Source organism: uncultured Enterovirga sp. (assembly GCF_964242715.1).
Classification (GTDB): domain Bacteria; phylum Pseudomonadota; class Alphaproteobacteria; order Rhizobiales; family Beijerinckiaceae; genus Enterovirga.
Genome location: NZ_CAXTAZ010000038.1, coordinates 12,397 through 32,787 on the forward strand (window position 1 = coordinate 12,397; position 20,391 = coordinate 32,787).

General features: G+C 66.5%; 18 protein-coding genes. 10 read left to right on the forward strand and 8 right to left on the reverse strand.

Annotation, left to right across the window (positions count from 1 at the left end; translation table 11 throughout):
* Nucleotides 1–12: 12 nt before the first annotated feature.
* The 6 genes from ACFE87_RS17285 (at nt 13) to ACFE87_RS17310 (ending at nt 7,945) form a co-directional block, all read left to right on the forward strand.
* A complete protein-coding gene (locus tag ACFE87_RS17285) occupies nt 13–864 on the forward strand; it encodes an ABC transporter permease (RefSeq protein WP_375460892.1) in 852 nt (283 codons plus the stop codon).
* A gap of 11 nt (nt 865–875) precedes the next feature.
* Nucleotides 876–2,522 carry an amidohydrolase family protein gene (locus ACFE87_RS17290; protein ID WP_375460893.1) on the forward strand — a complete coding sequence of 549 codons (1,647 nt, stop codon included), beginning with the start codon at nt 876–878 and terminating at the stop codon, nt 2,520–2,522.
* Entirely contained in the window at nt 2,519–3,562 is a 1,044-nt protein-coding gene (locus ACFE87_RS17295; RefSeq protein ID WP_375460894.1) for a CobW family GTP-binding protein, read from the forward strand. Before ACFE87_RS17290 ends, ACFE87_RS17295 begins: the two co-directional genes overlap by 4 nt.
* 118 nt (nt 3,563–3,680) lie before the next feature.
* Nucleotides 3,681–6,428 carry a DNA translocase FtsK gene (locus ACFE87_RS17300; RefSeq protein ID WP_375460895.1) on the forward strand — a complete coding sequence of 916 codons (2,748 nt, stop codon included), beginning with the start codon at nt 3,681–3,683 and terminating at the stop codon, nt 6,426–6,428.
* A gap of 25 nt (nt 6,429–6,453) precedes the next feature.
* The gene (locus ACFE87_RS17305) at nt 6,454–7,116 is read left to right on the forward strand and encodes an outer membrane lipoprotein carrier protein LolA (protein ID WP_375460896.1); all 663 of its coding nucleotides are present in this window, start codon (nt 6,454–6,456) and stop codon (nt 7,114–7,116) included.
* 19 nt (nt 7,117–7,135) lie between these two features.
* Nucleotides 7,136–7,945, forward strand: a complete 810-nt coding sequence (locus tag ACFE87_RS17310) for an exodeoxyribonuclease III (RefSeq protein WP_375460897.1) — start codon at nt 7,136–7,138, stop codon at nt 7,943–7,945.
* A gap of 9 nt (nt 7,946–7,954) precedes the next feature.
* Here ACFE87_RS17310 and ACFE87_RS17315 read toward each other — a convergent pair whose 3' ends face one another.
* Nucleotides 7,955–8,413, reverse strand: coding sequence for a Crp/Fnr family transcriptional regulator (locus tag ACFE87_RS17315; RefSeq protein ID WP_375460898.1), 459 nt, complete (start codon nt 8,411–8,413; stop codon nt 7,955–7,957).
* Nucleotides 8,414–8,428: 15 nt separating this feature from the next.
* Nucleotides 8,429–9,115, reverse strand: a complete 687-nt coding sequence (locus ACFE87_RS17320) for a response regulator transcription factor (RefSeq protein WP_375460899.1) — start codon at nt 9,113–9,115, stop codon at nt 8,429–8,431.
* Between the two features lie 129 nt (nt 9,116–9,244).
* Between ACFE87_RS17320 and ACFE87_RS17325 the strand changes: the two genes are divergently transcribed.
* Nucleotides 9,245–9,790, forward strand: coding sequence for a L,D-transpeptidase (locus tag ACFE87_RS17325; RefSeq protein WP_375460926.1), 546 nt, complete (start codon nt 9,245–9,247; stop codon nt 9,788–9,790).
* 26 nt (nt 9,791–9,816) lie between these two features.
* Here the strand turns inward: ACFE87_RS17325 and ACFE87_RS17330 are convergent, their stop codons facing one another.
* Entirely contained in the window at nt 9,817–10,482 is a 666-nt protein-coding gene (locus tag ACFE87_RS17330; RefSeq protein ID WP_375460900.1) for a YggS family pyridoxal phosphate-dependent enzyme, read from the reverse strand.
* 117 nt (nt 10,483–10,599) lie between these two features.
* On the opposite strand from ACFE87_RS17330, the gene leuS reads away from it, so the two are divergent.
* The 3 genes from leuS to holA are packed head-to-tail and all read left to right on the forward strand — an operon-like array spanning nt 10,600 to nt 14,789.
* Nucleotides 10,600–13,206, forward strand: coding sequence for a leucine--tRNA ligase (gene leuS, locus ACFE87_RS17335; protein ID WP_375460901.1), 2,607 nt, complete (start codon nt 10,600–10,602; stop codon nt 13,204–13,206).
* Entirely contained in the window at nt 13,193–13,720 is a 528-nt protein-coding gene (lptE, locus tag ACFE87_RS17340; RefSeq protein ID WP_375460902.1) for an LPS assembly lipoprotein LptE, read from the forward strand. Before leuS ends, lptE begins: the two co-directional genes overlap by 14 nt.
* A gap of 4 nt (nt 13,721–13,724) precedes the next feature.
* The gene (gene holA, locus ACFE87_RS17345; RefSeq protein WP_375460903.1) at nt 13,725–14,789 is read left to right on the forward strand and encodes a DNA polymerase III subunit delta; all 1,065 of its coding nucleotides are present in this window, start codon (nt 13,725–13,727) and stop codon (nt 14,787–14,789) included.
* On the opposite strand, the gene ACFE87_RS17350 is transcribed toward holA, so the two are convergent.
* The 5 genes from ACFE87_RS17350 to mnmE all read right to left on the reverse strand — a co-directional run bounded on the left by ACFE87_RS17350 (nt 14,744) and on the right by mnmE (nt 20,378).
* Nucleotides 14,744–15,646: a ParB/RepB/Spo0J family partition protein gene (locus ACFE87_RS17350; protein ID WP_375460904.1), complete on the reverse strand. Its 903-nt coding sequence runs from the start codon at nt 15,644–15,646 to the stop codon at nt 14,744–14,746. The genes holA and ACFE87_RS17350 overlap by 46 nt on opposite strands.
* Nucleotides 15,647–15,663: 17 nt before the next feature.
* On the reverse strand, nt 15,664–16,467 hold the full coding sequence (locus tag ACFE87_RS17355) for a ParA family protein (RefSeq protein ID WP_375460905.1): 804 nt from the start codon (nt 16,465–16,467) through the stop codon (nt 15,664–15,666).
* Nucleotides 16,468–16,536: 69 nt separating this feature from the next.
* Nucleotides 16,537–17,148 carry a 16S rRNA (guanine(527)-N(7))-methyltransferase RsmG gene (gene rsmG / locus ACFE87_RS17360; protein WP_375460906.1) on the reverse strand — a complete coding sequence of 204 codons (612 nt, stop codon included), beginning with the start codon at nt 17,146–17,148 and terminating at the stop codon, nt 16,537–16,539.
* Entirely contained in the window at nt 17,145–19,019 is a 1,875-nt protein-coding gene (gene mnmG / locus ACFE87_RS17365) for a tRNA uridine-5-carboxymethylaminomethyl(34) synthesis enzyme MnmG (RefSeq protein ID WP_375460907.1), read from the reverse strand. Before mnmG ends, rsmG begins: the two co-directional genes overlap by 4 nt.
* Nucleotides 19,020–19,034: 15 nt before the next feature.
* Nucleotides 19,035–20,378: a tRNA uridine-5-carboxymethylaminomethyl(34) synthesis GTPase MnmE gene (mnmE, locus tag ACFE87_RS17370; protein ID WP_375460908.1), complete on the reverse strand. Its 1,344-nt coding sequence runs from the start codon at nt 20,376–20,378 to the stop codon at nt 19,035–19,037.
* Nucleotides 20,379–20,391 lie beyond the last annotated feature (13 nt).

A 20,391-nucleotide genomic window follows, 5' to 3' on the forward strand; every position in this document is an offset into this window, starting at 1 on the left:
GAGAAGACAACGATGGTGCCGCTGATGCCCGCCGCCGCCCTCGTCTTTCCCGCTGGATTGCTGGTCGCCGCGCTCCTTGTCGGCCCGATGCTCTATCTCGGCCGCATCTCGCTGAACCATTACGATCCAGCGCAGATGATGGTGGAGGCGCTGACGCTCGAGAATTACGTCCGGGCCGCCGCCGATCCGTATTACCGCAACGTCATGGCGACCACGCTCGTCATGGCCTTCACGTGCACGGCGCTGACGCTCCTCCTCGGCTTTCCGGCCGGGTATTGGATCGCCCGGATGCAGAGCCGGTGGAAGAGCCTCGTCACCGTGCTGACCCTCGTGCCGCTCCTCGTCGGCAACGTCGTGCGGGTCGCCGGGTGGGTCGGGCTCTTGGGCAACGAGGGCTTCGTCAATGTCGGCCTCCAGGCCGTCGGGCTGACGAGCGGGCCGGTGAAGATCCTCTATACGCCCGGTGCGGTCGTCATCGGCACGATCGCCGTCGTGCTGCCCTACATGGTGCTGACGCTCGCCTCCGTGATCGAGGGCATTCCGCGGGCCGTCGAGGAGGCGGCCGCCAATCTCGGGGCGCCGAACCTGACCGTGTTCCGGCGCATCGTGTGGCCGCTGGCCCTACCGGGCGTGGCGGCCGGCTCCACCCTCGTCTTCATCCTGTGCATGAACACCTTCGCGACCGCCGTCCTCCTCGGCGGATCGCAATTCAAGATGATGGCGCCAGCCGTCTACGACCAGTTCTCGAAGGGATCGAACTGGCCCTTCGGCGCCGCGCTCGCCTTCATCCTGCTGATCGCAACCCTGACGCTCACCATTCTCGGCAGCGCGCTCCTGGCGCGGCGCGCACGCCGGCCGGCCTGAGGAGACCTTTCATGGCAGACACCGACATCCTCGTCGGCGAGGAACTCACCCTCGAACGCGCCAAGGCCGGACAGCCGCCGGTCGCGGCGGCGACGACGCGCGACCGCGGCGAGGGACCGTATCGGCGCCTGGTGCTGCGGGGCGCGACCGTGATCGACGGCACCGGCGCCCCTCCGATCGGCCCGATCGACATCGTGGTCGAGGAGGGCCGCATCACGCTGATGAAGAAGGTCGGATCCTCGATCTCCACCATCAAGGACAAGCTGCGCCCGGAGGCCGGCGACCACGAGATCGATTGCCAGGGCAAGTGGGTCACGCCCGGCTTCGTCGATTGCCATGCCCATGCGGGTGTCGCCTACCACGCGGCCAATGGCTGGGTTCCGCCGGTCGACTATGTCTACAAGCTCTGGCTGGCGCACGGGGTCACGACCGTCCGCGAAATGGGCTCGTTCAACGGGCTCGGCTGGATGCTGGACCAGAAGGCGCTCTCGGCCGAGAACCGGATCGCGGCTCCGCGCCTCATCGCCTATGCCTATTTCCCGGCCGTGAACGACAGGCTGAAGACGATCCACTCTCCCGAAGAGGGCCGAGCCTGGATCCGGGCGCTGGCGGAGCGGGGCGCGGACGGCGTGAAATTCTTCGGCGCGCCGCCTGCGATCATGGAGGCCGCGCTCGACGAATGCCGCAAGGTCGGGCTCCGGTCCGGCTGCCATCACGACCAGATGGCCGTAACCCGGATGAACGCCCTGACCACCGCGCGCTGGGGGCTGACCAGCGCCGAGCATTATTACGGATTGCCCGAGGCCCTCTACGAGGACCAGGTCGTGCAGAGATTCCCGGCCGATTACGACCAGTCGGACGAGTATTTCCGCTTCTCGGTTGCCGGGCAGATGTTCGGACAGGCGGCGAAGCCGGGCAGCGCGAAATGGAAGGAGGTGATGGATGCCTTCCTCGAACTCGGCTTCACCTTCGTGCCGACCTTCACGATCTACGACGCCAATCGGGACCTGATGCGGGCCCGCCAGGCCGATTGGCACAAGGATTATACCTGGAAGTCGATGTGGAACTATTTCCAGCCTCAGCGCGGCGGGCACGGCTCGTATTGGTATCGCTGGTCAACCCAGAACGAGGTCGAATGGAAGGAGAATTACCGGCTCTGGATGACCTTCATCAACGAATACAAGAATCGCGGCGGACGCGTCTGCACCGGGTCGGATTCGGGCTTCATCTTCCAGATCTTCGGTTTCGGCTTCGTTCGGGAGCTGGAGCTTCTTCAGGAGGCCGGCTTCAACCCGATCGAGGTGCTGCGAGCCGCGACCTCCCAGGGTGCCGCCCTCTGCGGCCTCGAGGACGAGATCGGATCCGTCGAGGTGGGCAAACGGGCCGACCTTCTCGTTCACGACCACAATCCCCTGACCGACTTCAAGCTCCTCTACGGCACGGGCGCCCTGCGGCTCGACGAGGCGACCAACCGGCCGGAATGGCACCGGGGCCTGAAGCTCACCATCAAGGACGGCATCATCTACGACACCGCGGAGCTCCTGGCCGACGTGCGTGACCTCGTCAGGTCGAGCTGGGACGAGGCCGATGAGGACCGGCCTGTCGACGCCGCGCCCGGCCCGAGCCGTGCCGACGACGCGCGAGCCGCCGCGGGGTGACCCAGGCCGGAATCGACTTCGTCGTCCTCACCGGTTTCCTGGGCTCGGGCAAGACGACGCTGCTGCGCGAATTTCTCGGCACCGACGAGGCTGGCGAGACGGCGATCATCGTGAACGAGGTCGGCGAGATCGGGCTCGACGGCGCCCTTCTTCGCGAGGCCGGCGGCGACGTCGCCATGACCATGCTGGCGAATGGTTGCGTCTGCTGCCAGGTCGGAACCGACCTCACGCTGACCGTGGAGTCCCTGCTCGCGGCGCCGCGGCCGGATTCCGCACGGCCGCTGCGCCGGATCGTGCTCGAAACGAGCGGCCTGTCGAAACCAGGGCCCGTCCTGCGGCAGATCGCGCCTCTCGCCTCCCACAGGATGCGCCTCAGCGTGGTCGCGACCTTCGATGCCGCGCGAGGTCCGGAGACGCAAACCTTCGAGGAGGCCGCCGCGCAATGGGCCGGCGCCCACCGCATCGTGGTCACCAAGCTCGACACGATGCCTGAAGCGAGACTCGCCGAGGCGGCCAGCGAGGTGGCACTGGTGAACCCGTTGGCCGAGGTGGTCGCGCTGCGCTATCGGAGTGCCGCATCCCGCGCAGCTTTCGCCCCGCCCCTGCCAGGCGCGCTTTCGCTTTGGCCCGACCCGCATGCCCAACCGGGACGGGCAGCCGGCCCTCACCCACGGATGACGACCTTTCTGCTCCGGCAGTCGGCCGCCATCCGCTACGATGACCTGGCGGAGTGGCTGGACAATCTCGCGGGCGCGCTCGGCGACCGGCTGCTCCGGCTGAAAGGCCTCATCCAGGTCGCGGAGAGTGATCGCCCGCTGCTGGTGCAGAGCGTCGGCACCGTGTTCTCCCAGCCGCGCGCCTTCGGCGGCGTTCCGCCCGCGGGCGGATCTTTCCTCGTCGTCATCGGCCGCGATCTCGCAGCCGACGAGATCGAAGCCGTGTTGCCGCGCCTTCCTCTCGAACTCGGGCGGGGCACAGCCTTCGTGTCAAACGCAACCGCCAGCTTGGGGCGGAGATCGCTGCGGGCCGAGGCCGTCTGAGACTTGGATCGCGGCCTCAAACCAGGCCGGTTCTGGCGCTTGGGCCGGCAGGGTTAGCGCTGCCTTAACTGGCCGGCTTCTAGGGTCTGGCGAGCACCACGCCGCCGCGGTCCCCGACATGCACACGTATCGCCGCCACGAATCGCCTCTCGAGCGCGCATCCGACTTCCTGGTCGGCTTCCTGCGACGGCGGGTCGTCGAAGGGTCCGGCCTCGCCCTCGTGGCCGGGTCGGGCGCCATCGCGGTCGCTCTTGCGAGCTGGTCGGTGAGAGACCCGAGCCTGAACCACGCGACCTCGGCGCCCGTCAGGAACCTCCTCGGGACCTACGGCGCGATCTCGGCCGATCTCCTCATCCAGATCTTCGGCCTCGGCGCCGCGCCGCTCCTCCTCGCGCCCGCGGTCTGGGGTATCCGGCTCATGCGACAGGGCCGGTTGTCCCGGGTCGGGATGCGCCTCGCCTTCTGGGCTGCCGGCGTGTGGTCCGCCGCGGCTGCCGCCAGCGCGCTTCCCACGACAAGCCGCTGGCCCCTGCCGACAGGCCTCGGCGGGGTCGCGGGCGACGCGCTCCTGGGTGCGGCCCGCACCGTCGGCGGCCTTGCCGGTTCGACCGGTTCGGCCTTTGCCGGCCTCGTCTTCGCGGGCCTCGGAGCGCTGGCGCTCGTGGCCGCGTGCGGGTTCGGCAAACCCGACGCGCGGTCGCTGAGCGAGCTCGAACCCGCCCAGGCGCGGCGATTCGATCGTGACGAGCCCGCCCGGGACGACGAGCCGAGCTGGGCCATCATCTGGCTCGGAGGGCTCGTGCATGGGATCATGAGCACCAAGGCCGCGTTGAAGCGGCGCGTGGCCCGGCTTGGGCAGTCCGAATTCGACGCGCCGGTGGTCGCCCGCGCGCAAGCGTCCGGCGACCGGACCAACGCGACCGTCGTCCGGCGCGAGCCGGTCTTCGCACCAGGGCCGGCCGCAGCGCCTTCGATCCCGACAAGGATCCCGGTTCAGCCCCTCCCGCCGGAGGATGAGGACGAGCCGGAGGAGTTCGACATGGTGCCTGAGTCGGTCCCGAACCGACCCACGCGTGCGGCGGCGCGCGACCCGTCGGACCTGCGGGAGGTCGGTCCAGTCCCCTATCAGCCCGACCTCGGTGAAGAGGACGACGACGACGGCTTCCCCGAGGCTCCGGTTCTCGCTCCCGTCCCGTCCCGAAAAGCTCCGTCGGTCGCGGTCCAGCCACCGGCCGCCGCGCGGATTTTGCCCGCAGCTGCCCCGATCCGGCCCAGGCCCGGTGCCGATGCGGCCGGGCGCTCGTCGACGGCGGGGGAATACGAATTGCCGCCCCTGGCCCTTCTCGCAGAGCCGAAGAAGCAGGTCGCGACGGTATCGAAGGACGCGCTCGAGCAGAATGCCACCTTGCTCGAATCGACGCTGGAGGACTTTGGTGTCCGGGGCGAGATCATCAACGTGCGGCCGGGTCCGGTGGTCACGCTGTACGAGCTCGAGCCGGCGCCCGGCACGAAGTCGAGCCGCGTCATCGGTCTCGCGGACGACATCGCCCGCTCGATGTCGGCCGTGTCCGCCCGCGTCGCCGTGGTGCCGGGCCGGAACGCGATCGGCATCGAACTGCCGAACCAGAAGCGCGAGACGGTGTTCCTGCGCGAGCTCCTGGCGAGCCAGGATTTCGTCGGCACGAAGCAGAAGCTCGCCCTCTGCCTCGGCAAGAATATCGGCGGAGAGCCGATCATCGCCGACCTCGCCCGCATGCCCCACCTCCTGGTCGCGGGCACGACCGGCTCCGGCAAGTCGGTCGCCATCAACACGATGATCCTGTCGCTGCTCTACATGCACAAGCCCGAGCATTGCCGGCTCATCATGGTCGACCCCAAGATGCTCGAGCTGTCGGTCTATGACGGCATCCCGCATCTCCTCTCGCCCGTGGTCACGGACCCCAAGAAGGCCGTGATCGCCCTGAAATGGGCCGTGCGCGAGATGGAGGAACGCTACAAGAAGATGTCGAAGCTCGGCGTCCGCAACATCGACGGCTTCAACGCGCGCGTCCTCGAGGCGAAGGAGCGCCACGAGGTCATCACCCGGACCGTCCAGACCGGCTTCGACCGCGAGACCGGCGAGGCGATCTACGAAGACGAGATTATGGATCTCGAGCAAATCCCCTATATCGTCGTCATCGTCGACGAGATGGCCGACCTGATGATGGTCGCCGGCAAGGATATCGAGGGCGCCATCCAGCGGCTCGCCCAGATGGCCCGTGCCGCCGGCATCCACCTCATCATGGCGACGCAGCGGCCCTCGGTCGACGTCATCACGGGCACGATCAAGGCGAACTTCCCGACCCGGATCTCCTTCCAGGTCACCTCCAAGATCGATTCCCGCACCATCCTGGGCGAAATGGGCGCCGAACAGCTGCTCGGTCAGGGCGACATGCTCTACATGATGGGCGGAGGCCGGATCACGCGCGTACACGGGCCCTTCGTGTCCGACACCGAGGTCGAGAAGGTCGTGGCGCATCTGAAGGCGCAGGGCCGGCCGCAATATCTGGACAGCGTCACCTCGGACGAGGAGCCCGCCGGCGCCGGCGGGTCGGAAGAGGGTGGCCCGGTCTTCGACAAGGGGGCGATGTCGGCCGCATTCGGCGAGGAGGGCCAGGATCCTTACGACCAGGCCGTGGCGGTCGTGCTCCGCGACAAGAAGGCCTCGACCTCCTATATCCAGCGCAGGCTCGGAATCGGCTACAACCGAGCCGCCTCCATCATGGAGCGCATGGAAAACGAGGGTATCGTCGGTCCGGCCAATCACGCCGGCAAGCGCGAGATCCTCATCGCGGGCTCTGCGGCCCCGATGCGCGACGACGATTAGCGGCAGGGCCGGGAGAGACGCGAGCATGATGCGGATCGTTGGCGCCACGGCGCTTGTGGCGGCGTGCAGCCTGATGAGCGTGACGGCGCGGGCGCAATCCGCCGGCGATCCGCTCGAGATTGCACCGGCCCGGACCGAGCGTGCTGCGCTGAACGAGCGCGAGATCGTGGATCGCGCGAATGTCGCCCTGAATGGCGTACAGTCGATGAGCGCCACCTTCACGCAAACGGGCGGGGAAGGGCGTCAGCTGACCGGCACCGTCTATGTGCAACGCCCCGGCAAGCTTCGCTTCGAATACAACAAGCCCTCCACCATGGAGATCGTGTCGGACGGTTCCACCGTGCTCGTCCGAGACCGCAAGCTCAACACCTCCGATCCCTATCCCGTGTCCCAGACGCCGCTGAAGTTCCTGCTCAGCTCGCGCATCGATCTCGCGCGGGAATCGCGGATCCGGTCGGTCGGCCGCGAGGGCAACGGCGTCCAGGTCACGATCGAGGACAGCTCCACGCTCGGCGGCACGTCACGGATCACGCTGTCCTTCGACGCCGACCTGACCACGCTGAGGCGCTGGCGCGTGGTCGATCCGCAGGGTTATACGACCACGGTCGCGCTCTCCGGAATCGAGAAGAACAAGCCGCTCGATCCGAAGATCTTCATGCTGCAATACATGCGGCCGGTGGTCGACTGACGCGAGCTCGACCGACACCGTGCATCTCAAGGTCACGACCTGGAACATCAACTCCGTCCGTTTTCGCCTCGAGCAGGTGGGCCGGGCGCTGGACGAGATCGGGCCGGACGTCCTCTGCCTGCAGGAAACGAAATGTCCGGGCGACTGCTTTCCGCTGAGTTCGTTGCAGGGCTTTGGCTACCCTCACGTCGTGCAGGTCGGCCAGAAGGGCTATAACGGCGTCGCGATCCTGTCCCGCTTTCCGTTCGCCTCCGTCGAGCCGCGGAGCTGGTGCGAGCGCGACGATGCCCGCCACCTCTCGGTCGTCCTGGGGCCAGAGGCCGGCGCGGCGGCCGGGGTAGCGATCCACAATTTCTATGTGCCGGCCGGCGGCGATGTTCCCGACCGGGCTCTCAATCCGAAATTCGACCACAAGCTCCGCTTCCTGGCCGAGATGCGGCGCTGGGGTGCCGCGAGAGAACAGCGGCCCACCATCCTGGTCGGCGACCTCAACGTGGCCCCGCTCGAGCACGACGTCTGGTCGCATCGCCAGCTCCTTTCGGTGGTGAGCCACACGCCGGTCGAGACCGAGGCCCTCGAAATGATGCGGGTCGAGAGCGGCTTCACCGACGGGGCGCGGCATCTCACGCCCGAGCCGACCAAGATCTACACATGGTGGAGCTATCGCTCGCCGGATTGGGCGGCGGCCAACAAGGGACGCCGGCTCGACCATGTCTGGACATCCCAAGACCTCGCCGGCGCGCTTCGTTCCGTCGACGTGCATGGCGCCGCCCGCGGCTGGCTCCGCCCCTCCGACCATGCCCCGGTCACGGCCTCGTTGGTCCTGTAAAGCGCCCGACTAATGCTGGTCGATGTCAAGCAGCATGCGGCGCACTCGTCCGAGGCCCTCGGTGAGTTCGTCAAGGTCGCGGGCGAGCGCATCGCGGACCTCGCTCGCGGCCGACGGAAATTCCTCCAGCAGGCGTCGCATCAGCGTCGGCGAGATGCGGAGGACGCTGGTCGGCTGACGAGCAACCGCCGCGGCCGGCCTGACCATCCGGACGAAGAGTGCAACCTGTCCGACCAGTGAACCCGGCCCAGCCAGCGTCACCTCGTCCGACCCTGCGCGCGTGACCGCGATCTCACCCGACAGAACGACGTAGCCACCATCCGACCGATCCCCTTGCCTGAACAGGATCTCGTTCTGACGAAGCCGGCGGGTCTCCGCCGAGAAGGCGACCAGGCGGAGGGCGTCTCGCTCCAGATGACCAATGACGGGCGCATGGGAGAGGATCGCGATCGTATCGTCGAGGGCCAAGCCGGGCGCCTCGCCTCAGGGCATCAGCTTGTAGCCACCCGGCTCGGTCACGAGGATGCGGGCAGCCGAGGGATTGGATTCGATCTTCTGCCGGAGACGGTAGACGTGGGTCTCGAGCGTGTGCGTCGTCACCGCCGCGTTGTAGCCCCACACCTCCTGGAGCAGGACATCACGGCTGACGGTCTTCTGGCCCGCGCGGTAGAGGAAGCGGAGGATGGCCGTTTCCTTCTCGGTCAACTTGAGCTTCGACCCGCGTTCGCTGACCAGGATCTTCGCCCCAGGCCGGAATGTGTAGGGGCCGATCGCGAAGACGGCGTCCTCGGAGGCTTCGTGCGCCCGCAACTGGGCCCTGATCCGGGCGAGCAGCACGGCGAATTTGAAGGGCTTGGCCACATAGTCGTTCGCGCCGGCATCAAGGCCCATCACGACATCCGTATCGCTCGTCTGCGCGGTCAGCATGACGACCGGCCCGCGAAATCCTTCCTGCCGGATCAGCTTCACGGCCTCCCGACCATCCATGTCCGGCAGGCCGACATCCATGATGATGAGGTCGGTGCGCCCTTTGGCGAGCGCCTCGCGGGCTTCCCGGACGGTGCCGCATGCCACGACCTCGAACTCGCTCGAGGGTCCGAGCTGCTCGATGAGCGTGTCGCGGAGGTCGACATCGTCTTCGACGACGAGAAGGCGGCTGACATTGGCCATCAGCGGTCCCGCCGACGTTCTGGTGCGGGCGCCAGGCCCGATCTGAGGAGCGGCATGGAACCTGTATAGCTTGACAGCGGGGTGACATTGAAGTCCCTCCGGGCGGTGAAGCGACGCAGTGTCGACGTTATGCGCGTCTTTCGGGCGCCCGGCTGCCCGAATCGAGGGCGCCTGCGGGTCGGGCCGTTGGATATCCCCTGCGCCTTGGGTCGGAGCGGACCCGTCCCCCGCAAGCGAGAGGGGGATGGCGGCACGCCCACGGGCCGCATGCGCGTCCTTGGTGCCTATTACAGGGCCGACCGGATCTCGCGACCCTCGACCCTCCTGCAACTCCGGCCTATCGGTCCGGCGCACGGCTGGTGCGACGATCCGGCCTCCTCCCTCTACAACCGCCCGGTTCGGCTGCCGTCTGGACCTTCGCATGAGCGACTTTGGCGTGAGGACGACCTCTACGACGTGATCCTGGATCTCGGCTGGAACCGTCATCCTGCCATCAGAAGGCGCGGCAGCGCCGTCTTCCTGCACGTGGCGCGATCAGGGTTCCTGCCTACGGAAGGTTGCGTGGCCGTCGAACGCCGTCTCGTCAACCGGATCCTGAGCCGGATCGGACCCCGGACGGTGGTGGACATCCTGGCAAAACCTCGCCGCTCGCGACACCAGAGGCTTAGACCCTGAAGCTGTCGAGGTCTCATGACGGGCGGCTAGGCGGCCCGGCTTCGTTCTCCGAAAATGGCCGTTCCGACCCGAACATGCGTGGCTCCGAGTTGGATGGCCGCGGAAAAGTCCGAACTCATCCCCATGGACAGGAGGGGAAGGCCATTGCGCTCCGCGATCGACCGCAGCAGCGCGAAATGCGGGGATGGTGCGTCCGCGAAGGGCGGAATGCACATCAGGCCCTCGATCTTGAGGCCGTATTCGTCGCGACAGCGGCGCAGGAACTCGTCCGTCTCCCCAGGCGGTACGCCGCCCTTCTGAGGCTCTTCGCCCGTATTGACCTGGCAGAGCAGGATCGGCTGCCGTCCCGTCTGGTCCATCGCCTTCGCGAGGGCGGCGGCCAGGGAGGGACGGTCCACGGTGTGGATGACGTCGAACAGGGTCACGGCCTCGCGGGCCTTGTTCGACTGAAGGGGGCCGATCAGGTGGAGTTCACATCCGGGATACGCCTCGCGCAAGTCCGGCCACTTCGCCCCGGTCTCCTGGATGTAGTTCTCGCCGAAGCAACGATGGCCGGCCTCCAGCAACGGCCGGATGCCGCCGGCCGGAACCGTCTTCGAGACCGCGATGAGGGATACGGCCGACGGCTCGCGTCCCGCATCCTCGGCGGCGCGGCCAACTTCCGCCTCCACGGCCTTCAATTGATCGCTCATTCAGGGCGTCCCGGTCTCCGGCGCGAGGGGTCGGAAAACGTTGACCCTCCTCGGTATATCGTGTCTGTCGGTCTCGGCTCACCCTGATCCCTGCACAAGTCCGAGACCGCGGCCGCTATGTCTGTCGAGCGCTACAACGCGAAGGAAGCCGAACCTCGTTGGAGGCAAGCCTGGACCGATCGTGATCTTTTCACGACGGCGAACGACGATACGCGCCCGAAATACTACGTGCTCGAGATGTTTCCCTATCCCTCGGGCCGCATCCACATGGGCCACGTGCGGAATTACACGATGGGCGATGTGGTTGCGCGATACAAGCGCGCACGTGGCTTCAACGTCCTCCATCCGATGGGGTGGGACGCCTTCGGTATGCCGGCTGAGAATGCCGCGATGCAGAACAAGGTCCATCCAAGGGACTGGACCTACGCCAATATCGCGACCATGCGCACGCAGCTGCAGTCGATGGGCTTGTCGATCGACTGGTCGCGAGAGTTCGCGACCTGCGATCCGACTTATTACCGCCACCAGCAGCGCCTGTTTCTGGACTTTCTCTCGGCAGGGCTGGTCGACCGCAAGACCGCGAAGGTGAATTGGGACCCGATCGACCACACTGTGCTGGCGAACGAGCAGGTGATCGACGGCAAGGGCTGGCGATCCGGAGCGGTGGTCGAACAACGCGAACTCACGCAATGGTTCTTCCGGATCACCGATTTCGCGGCCGATCTCGACCAGCGCCTCGACGACCTGACGCGCTGGCCGGAAAAGGTCCGGCTGATGCAGCGGAACTGGATCGGCCGCTCAGAAGGCCTGCTCGTCCGCTTCGCCCTCGACCCTGCCACTTGCCCGGGCAGTGAGCCGGAACTCGACATCTACACCACGCGTCCGGACACGCTGTTCGGGGCGAAATTCATGGCGATCGCCCCGGACCATCCTCTCGCACTCGCCGTGGCTCAGCGAGACCCGAAGGTCGCGGACTTCATCGCGGAAGCACGGCGCACCGGGACATCCCAGGCCGCCATCGACAAGGCCGACAAGCGGGGCGTCGATACCGGAATCCGGGCGCTGCATCCCTTCGACCCGTCTTGGCAGCTGCCCGTCTACGTCGCGAATTTCGTCCTCATGGATTACGGGACGGGCGCCATCTTCGGTTGCCCTGGACACGATCAGCGCGATCTCGATTTCGCCCGCCAGTATGGGCTCGGTGTGACCCCGGTCGTTGCGCCCGACGATGCCGACCCCGCGACCTTCGCGGTGACGGATGTCGCCTATGACGGCACCGGTCGCATGATCAATTCGCGCTTCCTCGACGGGCTCACGACGGATGCCGCCTGCGAGGAGGTTGCACGGCGCCTCACGACGGAGCTGCGCGGCAACGCTCCCGTCGCCGAGCGCAAGGTGAACTACCGCCTCCGCGACTGGGGGATCTCGCGCCAGCGATATTGGGGCTGCCCCATCCCGGTCATCCATTGCGACGAATGCGGGATCGTACCCGTCCCGGTCGCCGACCTGCCCGTTACCTTGCCGGATGACGTCTCCTTCGATCTGCCGGGAAATCCGCTGGACCGGCACGAGACGTGGAACAAGGTCCCATGTCCCTGCTGCGGCGGCCATGCCCGGCGGGAGACGGACACGATGGACACCTTCGTGGATTCGTCCTGGTATTTCGCGAGGTTCACGGATCCGGATCTTGCCGACGCGCCGACCGACCCGGCCACCGTCGCGTCGTGGCTGCCCGTCGACCAGTATATCGGCGGCGTCGAACACGCGATCCTGCATCTCCTGTACTCGCGCTTCTTCACGCGCGCCCTGCACCGAACCGGCTGGGCGGGTTTGGACGAGCCGTTCGCCGGGTTGTTCACCCAGGGGATGGTAGTCCACGAAACCTATCGCAGCCCCGCCGGCGAGTGGCTGCAGCCGTCCGAAGTCAGGCTTGAAGTCGCCGGCTCCGAGCGGCAGGCGTTTCACGTGAAAACTGGCGAGTGCGTGCAGATCGGCGGCATCGAGAAGATGTCGAAGTCGCGTCGGAACACCGTCGATCCCGACGACATCATCGGCAGCTACGGCGCGGACACCGCGCGCTGGTTCATGCTGTCCGACTCGCCTCCCGACCGAGACGTGATCTGGACCGAAGAAGGCGTCAAAGGCGCCTCCCGCTTCGTGCAGCGGGTGTGGCGACTCGTGTTCGACGTGTCGGCGCTCGGGCTAGCTAGGGCCAATGTCAGCGCCGGTGGCGACATCCGGAAGGCCGCACACCGCACGCTCGCTGCGGTGCAGAACGACCTCGACAACCTTCGCTTCAATCGGGCGGTGGCTCGCCTCTATGAACTCACGAACGCGCTTACGGCCGCGTTGGCGGAGGAAGGCGGGGAGACCACGGCTTCGCCGGACATCGTTGAGGCCACGACGCTGCTTGTGCAGATGATGGCACCCATGATGCCCCACCTCGCCGAGGAATGCTGGCTGGCTCTGAAAGCGGGACCGGGTCTCGTCGCCGAGGCCTCCTGGCCAGTGGTCGATCCTTCGCTTCTCGTAGACGACCTGATCACGTTGCCGGTTCAGGTGAACGGCCGCAAACGGGCCGATGTGGTAGTAGATCGGTCGGCTGACGCCGCCGCCATTCAGGTCGCCGTGATGTCGCTGGAGGCGGTCGTGAAAGCCGTCGAGGGACGCCCCGTGCGTAAATTCATCGTCGTGCCGAACAGGATCGTCAATGTCGTGGCATAGATACATCCGGCCGGCCCTCGCAGCGGGAATCGCTCTTGCGGCGGCGGGCTGCCTTCGTCCGCTCTATGGACCGACGGCATCGGGCGTTCCTCTTCAGGAGGCCCTTGCATCGATCTCGGTCGAGAATGTTACCACCCCTCTGGGGCAGGAGCGGCTTGGTCATTATCTTCGGAGCGAACTCATCTTCGACCTCGACGGCTCCGGACAGGTCAGCCGCAAGAAGTATCGACTGACACTCGATGCGAGCGAGTCGGTCCAGGTGACCACCACAGACACGGTCACCGGCCGAGCCGACGCCGCCCTGCTGAATGTCACGGTGAAATACGTTCTTCTGTCGAACGATGGATCTCGCCCGATCGGTTCCGGGACAGCCCGGACGACGGCCACCTACTTCCGCGATCCTCAGCGTTTCGCCAACGTCCGCGCCGCGCGAGACGCCGAGATCCGCGCTTCCAAGCTCATAGCGGACGATATCAAGCAGCGTCTGGCAGCGTTGTTCGCCACGTCCCCTTGAGCCGATGACCGCCGTCAAGGCAGGGGACGTCGAACGGACGCTCCGCCGGCTGCCGCCCGGCGTCCAGCTTCTGCTCCTGTACGGGCCCGATGCGGGCAGCGTCAGCGAGCGCGCCCGTCGGGCGGCCGAGGAGGCCGTAGCAGACCCCAAGGATCCGTTTCAGCTAGTCCGGCTCGAAGGAGATGCAGTCGCAGACCGGCCAGGGCTTTTGGGTGAAGAAGCCTCCACATACGGCTTGTTCGGAGAGCGTCGCGCCATCTGGGTGGGGCCAACGGGGCGAAACATCTCGGGCGCCGTCGCGACCTGTCTGTCGACCAGCCTGACCGGCGTCCTCATCGTGGTCGAAGCAGGGGACCTGGCCCGCACCGCTCCGCTTCGATCCATCTGCGAGCAGTCCCGTCTAGCTTTAGCGCTACCATGCTACGCAGACGAGACCCGCGACCTCGGTACGATCATTGACGAGACGTTTCGAGGAGAAAACCTGCGGCTGGATCCGGATGCCCGGGAATTGCTCCTGCAGAGCTTGGGCGGAGATCGCCTGGCCACGCGGGGCGAGCTTGCGAAACTAGCCCTCTACGGCCGCGGTGCTGAGAGCGTCAGTGTCGCCGACGTCGAGGCGGTGGTGAGCGACGTCTCGAGCCTCAGCATCGACACGGTCGTGGACGCTGCCTTCTCGGGAGACGCAGCGGGCCTGGATTCCGCCTGGACGCAGCACGTGATCCACGGCACGAGCCCGGTCGCTGTCCTATCGGCGGCATCGCGGCATTGTCTCGCCCTTCTCGCCTGCCGGAGCCTGATCGACGATGGCCAAAGCGTCGAAACTGCCGTCGCGTCGTGGCGCGGTCTGCACTTCAGGCGCCGGAGCATCGCGGAGCGGCAGCTCCAGCGCTGGCGGACGGAGGCTTTGAAGGACGCGAACCGAGCCCTCTTTGCTGCGACGGAGCAGACCCGGCAGGCTGCCGGAATGGCAGCCGCAATCGTTCCGGCGAGCCTTTTCCGTCTGGCAAACTACAAGCGGACCGATCAGAGAGCAGAGGCCCGAAGCGAACGACAGAGCGCGTCGAGCTGATCGAATGAGCTGTAGCGGATGCTGATTTCCCCCTCGTTCCCCTGCTGACGGATGTGGACCACCAGCCCCAAGGCGTTCTGCAGCTCTCGCTCCAAAGCGCGGGTGTCTGCATCGCCGGCACCCCGGACCTTCCGGGGCCGGCCTCCTGATCTGGTTGCGGCCTGGCCGACAGCGGGATCTTCGGGCTGACTGAGGCGCTCGATGTCTCGAACGGTTAGTCCTCGAGCCGAGATGCGCCGCGCGACCTCTTCCGGGTCCTTCACGGCAAGAAGCGCCCGTCCGTGGCCGGCAGAAATCTCGCCACGCACGATCATGTCTCGGACGCTGTCCGGAAGTTTGAGCAACCGCAACGTATTGGCGACATGGCTCCGGCTCTTGCCCAGCATCGTCGCGAGGTCGGTCTGGTTGTAGCCATGTTCGCCGATGAGGTGCTCGTAGCCGGCGGCCTCCTCCAGCGCGTTGAGGTCGCTTCGCTGCACGTTTTCGATGATGGCCAGTTCGAGAGCGAGCCGGTCGTCCGCTTCGACCACGACCACCGGAACGTCGTGCAATCCCGCGCGCTGAGCGGCCCGCCAGCGGCGTTCGCCGGCGATGATCTCGTAGACGTCCGGCAGGTCGCGAAGGACGCGGACAACGATCGGCTGGATGATCCCGCGCTCGCGGATCGAGGAGGCGAGATCGTCCAGCTCGGTCTCGTTGAAGTGGGTCCTAGGATTGCGAGGATTGCGCCTCAGGAACTCGATCGCGACGCGTCGACCGCCCTTGCTTCGCTCGCCGGCGACGAAATCGTCGTCGACATCCCCGATCAACGCCGCCAGGCCTCGACCGAGGCGTGCTCGTGCGGGTTCTTCACCCATGGCTGTGTCCATTCCGATCAGGCCGCAGATTTGAGCGAACGCTCGCGGTGGATGACCTCGGACGCGAGCCGCAGGTAGGCCTGCGAACCGGCGCATTTCAGGTCGTAAAGCAACGCCGGCTTTCCGTGAGATGGCGCCTCCGAAACCCGTACGTTCCGGGGGATCACCGTGTCATAGACCTTGCTGCCCATGAACTGGCGTACATCCGCGACGACCTGGTTCGCGAGGTTGTTTCGCGGATCGAACATGGTCAGCACGACCCCGTGGATCGACAGCCGGGGGTTCAGGGTCGACCGAACCTGCTCGATGCTCTTCAAGAGCTGGCTGAGACCTTCGAGCGCAAAGAACTCGCATTGCAGCGGAACGAGGACGGCATCCGCTGCGACAAGAGCGTTGATCGTGAGAAGGTTGAGCGAGGGCGGGCAATCGATCAGCACATACGTGAAGGTGTCGGCTGCATTCCTGGTCTTGTTCATCGCTATCAGGGCGAGCCGTAGGCGCTGCGCCCTGTCCCGCTCCTGCGCAATCTCGAGTTCCAGGCCAAGGAGGTCCATGGTCGAGGGTGCCACGAACAGATTCGGCACGGCCGTCTCCCGGACAGCATCCGACACGGGCGTCCGGGTCGCCATGATGTGATAGGTCGAGACGGCACGCTGGCGCCGGTCGATTCCCAATCCGGTCGAGGCGTTTCCTTGCGGGTCGAGATCGATGATCAGCACACGCTCGCCAATCGCGGCCAACGCCGTGCCGAGATTGATGGTGGTGGTCGTCTTCCCGACCCCGCCCTTCTGGTTGGCCAGCGCGAAGACACGGGGCTTCACGATTGGGACAGGCGGTTGGCCCGTGGGAGTGGCGTCTGTCACTTCATGGTTCCCGTAGCGGGCGCACGGCTAAGACTTCGCGACGAGCTCGCTGATCCGAAGGATGCGCCCCTCCGAATCTGTCCTGCTGGGAATGATGTCGACCGAGAAGGTCCAGCATTCGCGGGCCTCGGTCAATTCCACATCGTAGGTCTTCCCCTTCGGAAACAGGCATATCGTTCCCCGACCGAGCAGAGGCTGCGCGTAAGCGAGCAGGCGCTTCAGAGGTGCGAGCCCTCGCGCGGTGACGACGCTGGCCTCCACTACGCCTTGGCAAACCGATTCGATCCGACCCTCAAGGACGCAGACCAGCAATCCCATGCGCTGTGCCGTCTGTCGCAGGAAGGCGCATTTGCGGCCGTCGCTCTCGACGAGCGTGACCCGCGGCGCCCTGTCCGAAGCAGCGATGATCAGCCCTGGCAGGCCTGCTCCCGAACCTAGATCAACCCAATCGTCGCAGCTGGGCGCCAAATCGGCGAGCTGCAAGCAGTCGGCAATATGACGGTCCCATAGATGCGGGAGGGATGCCGGAGACACGAGGTTCAGCGTTGGTTGCCACCGTCGCAGCTCCGCCACGTAGACCTCAAGACGATCCCGCGTTTCACGTGAAACACGGGATGTTGCGGCATGCACCGCCGTCAATGTGTTGCGGCCGCGGATCCGCGGCGCGCCCGGGCATGGGCAGCCAGTATGGTCAACGCGGCAGGCGTCATACCCTCCATACGGGCTGCCTGACCTAAACTGACCGGTCGGACCTGCCCAAGCCGCGTGCGAATTTCATGCGAGAGCCCTGGCAATTCGCCGAAATCGAGCCCCGCCGGAAGGGCGACTGCCTCATCCCGCTGAAATGCTGCAAGGTCCTGGTCCTGCCGAACGAGATAGACAGAATAGACTGCATCCGTCTCAAGTCTATCGGCGACGAGAGCGTCCAATCCCCGCAACTCAGGCCACAATCGTGCCAAGGATCTGATCGTCACGCCCGGTCGCGATAGAAGATCGAGGCCCGTCCGTCGGATCCCGTCTTGACTGACCGAGATGCCGACCCTCGCTGCTTCGGCCGGCGAAACCGTCTTTGCCATGAGCTGGCTTCGCGCCGCCGACAACGCGCCGCCGAACTTGGCGAAGCGAGACGCCCGGCCGGTCGAGAGCCCCCCCAAGGCGGCCGCCATCGGGGTCAGCCGCTCGTCCGCGTTGTCCGCCCGCAAGCTGAGTCGGAACTCGGAACGAGACGTGAACATGCGATAGGGCTCGGTAACGCCCTTGGTCACGAGGTCGTCGATGAGGACGCCAATATAGGATTGCGAGCGGGAGAAAACCTGCCCGGCCGCTCCGGACGCGAGCAGGGCCGCGTTGAAGCCGGCCACGATACCCTGGGCCGCCGCTTCCTCGTAGCCCGTGGTGCCGTTGATCTGGCCCGCGAAAAATAGACGCCCCACGGCCTTGGTCTGCAACGTCGGATCGAGCGCCCGGGGATCGACATAGTCGTATTCGATCGCGTAGCCGGGTCTTAACATTCGGGCTCGCTCGAGGCCTGGAATCGCCGCGATAACACCACTCTGAACGTCCTCCGGCAGAGAGGTCGAAATCCCGTTCGGGTACACCGTCGTGTCGTCCAAACCCTCGGGCTCGAGGAAGATTTGATGACTGTCCCGATCCGCGAAGCGGACCACCTTGTCCTCGATCGAGGGACAATAGCGCGGTCCCCGGCCCTGGATCGCGCCGCAATAGAGCGGGGAGCGGTGCAGGCTCGCCCGGATGAGGTCGTGCGCGGCCCGAGTGGTGCGGGTGATGCCGCATTCGATCTGGGGGGTCGTGACCCGATCGGTCATGAACGAGAAGGGGACAGGCTCTTCGTCGGCCCGCTGGCGCTCGATACCGGCCCAGTCGATCGTGCGGCCATCGAGCCGCGCCGGCGTCCCCGTCTTGAGACGTCCGAGGGGAAAGCCGTATCGAGCGAGCGTTTTGGCGAGAGCGTCGGACGCTGCCTCCCCATGCCGGCCTGCCCGTATCTGGCGGTCGCCGATATGGATGACCCCGCCCAGGAACGTCCCGGTGGTGATGATCAGGGAACCTGTGGCCAAGCGGCGACCGTCGGCCAGGACGAGGGCCGATACGGCTCCGTCGAGGATGTCGATATCGGCCGCCTCCGCCTCGATCAGCGTGACATTCGCGGTCTCCGCCAGCAACATTCGGACCGCGCGGGCATAAAGCTTCCGGTCCGCCTGGGTTCGGGGTCCCCGGACCGCCGGGCCCTTTCGCCGGTTCAGGAGGCGGAACTGGATGCCGGCCGCGTCGGCAGCCCGGCCCATGATGCCGTCGAGCGCATCGATCTCCCGGACGAGATGACCCTTGCCAAGCCCGCCGATCGCCGGGTTGCAGGACATGGCCCCAATCGTCGCGAGGGATTGCGTGACCAGAGCCGTGCGGGCGCCGAGACGGGCGGCCGCACTCGCCGCCTCCACGCCGGCATGCCCGCCTCCGACCACCACGACGTCGTATGTCAGTCCGTCCACGCTACGGCTCCACGCCTATTTGCCGATGCAGAAAGCCGAGAAGATCCGCCCCAGCACCTCCTCGACATCGACCCGACCCGTCATGCGGCCGAGAGCCCGGAGAGCCAAGCGCAAATCCTCCGCAACGAGTTCGCTCTGCTGACCCTGACGCAGGAGGAGGGCGCGATCGAGGCAGTCGACCACCTCGGCGAGAGCGATGCGGTGACGTTCGCGCGTCACCAACGCATCGTCCCCTGAGCCCATGAGCGCGACTGCCTCGGCCTTGATGAGGTCGAGCAATTCGGGGAGCCCGGCACCGGTCGCGGCCGAGATCACGGGACCATCATCATCCTGCAGGACACCCTGTCCGAGATCGCTCTTGGTCCAGACCCGACTGCAGCGCGTCGGTTCGGCTCGGTCCGGGATCCCGGTCCGATCGCCGACAGGCGTCAGCCAGAGGATGAGATCCGCGCTCGCCATTCTGCTCTCGGCACGTGCGATGCCCTCCCGCTCGACGTCGTTTTCGCTGTCGCGCAAGCCGGCCGTATCGACGAGCGTCACGGGCAGCCCGCCCAGGTCGCACCGCACCTCGATCGCGTCCCGCGTGGTGCCGGCGACCGGCGACACGATGGCGACGTCGCGGCGGGCCAGCGCGTTCAGAAGGGTCGACTTGCCGGCATTCGGCGGCCCCGCGATTACGACCGTGAACCCCTCCCGGAGCCGTTCCCCGAGGCCTGCGGCAGCGACGGCGGCCGCAACGTCGTCCCGGATCGCCAGGAGGGACCGGGTGGCCTCGTCGGCGACATCGTCGGGCACATCGTCCTCGTCCGTGAAATCGAGGCCCGCTTCGCACCATGCGAGCGCATCGATCAGCCCCTCCCGCCAGAGCTCGACCTGTGAGGCGAGTTTACCCTCAAGCTGACGCAGGGCCTGCTTACGCTGTGCTTCCGTCTCGGCCTCGATGAGGTCGGCGAGGCCCTCGACTTCGGTCAGATCCAGCCGGCCGTTCAGGAACGCCCGCCGCGTGAACTCTCCAGGCTCGGCGGGTCGGCATCGAGGCTGACCGGAGAGCGCTCTCAGAAGAGCGGCCTTGACCGCAGGACCGCCGTGGATCTGCAACTCGGCCTGGTCTTCCCCCGTGAAGGTGGATGGTCCGGGCAGCCAGACCACCATGGCCTGATCGATCGCCTCTCCACTCTCCGGGCTGCGGATGCGACGCAGAGACAGCCGGCGCGGTTCGGGCGGGCCCGTGCCGATCAGGGCCGAGACGATAGCGGCCGTGCGAGAGCCGCTCAGCCGTATGACGGCGATGGCTGAACGGCCATGACCCGAGGCCACGGCATAGATCGTTTCAGGGTCGGACGGGGTGGCGGGCAGCATCGCGCGTCCGAAT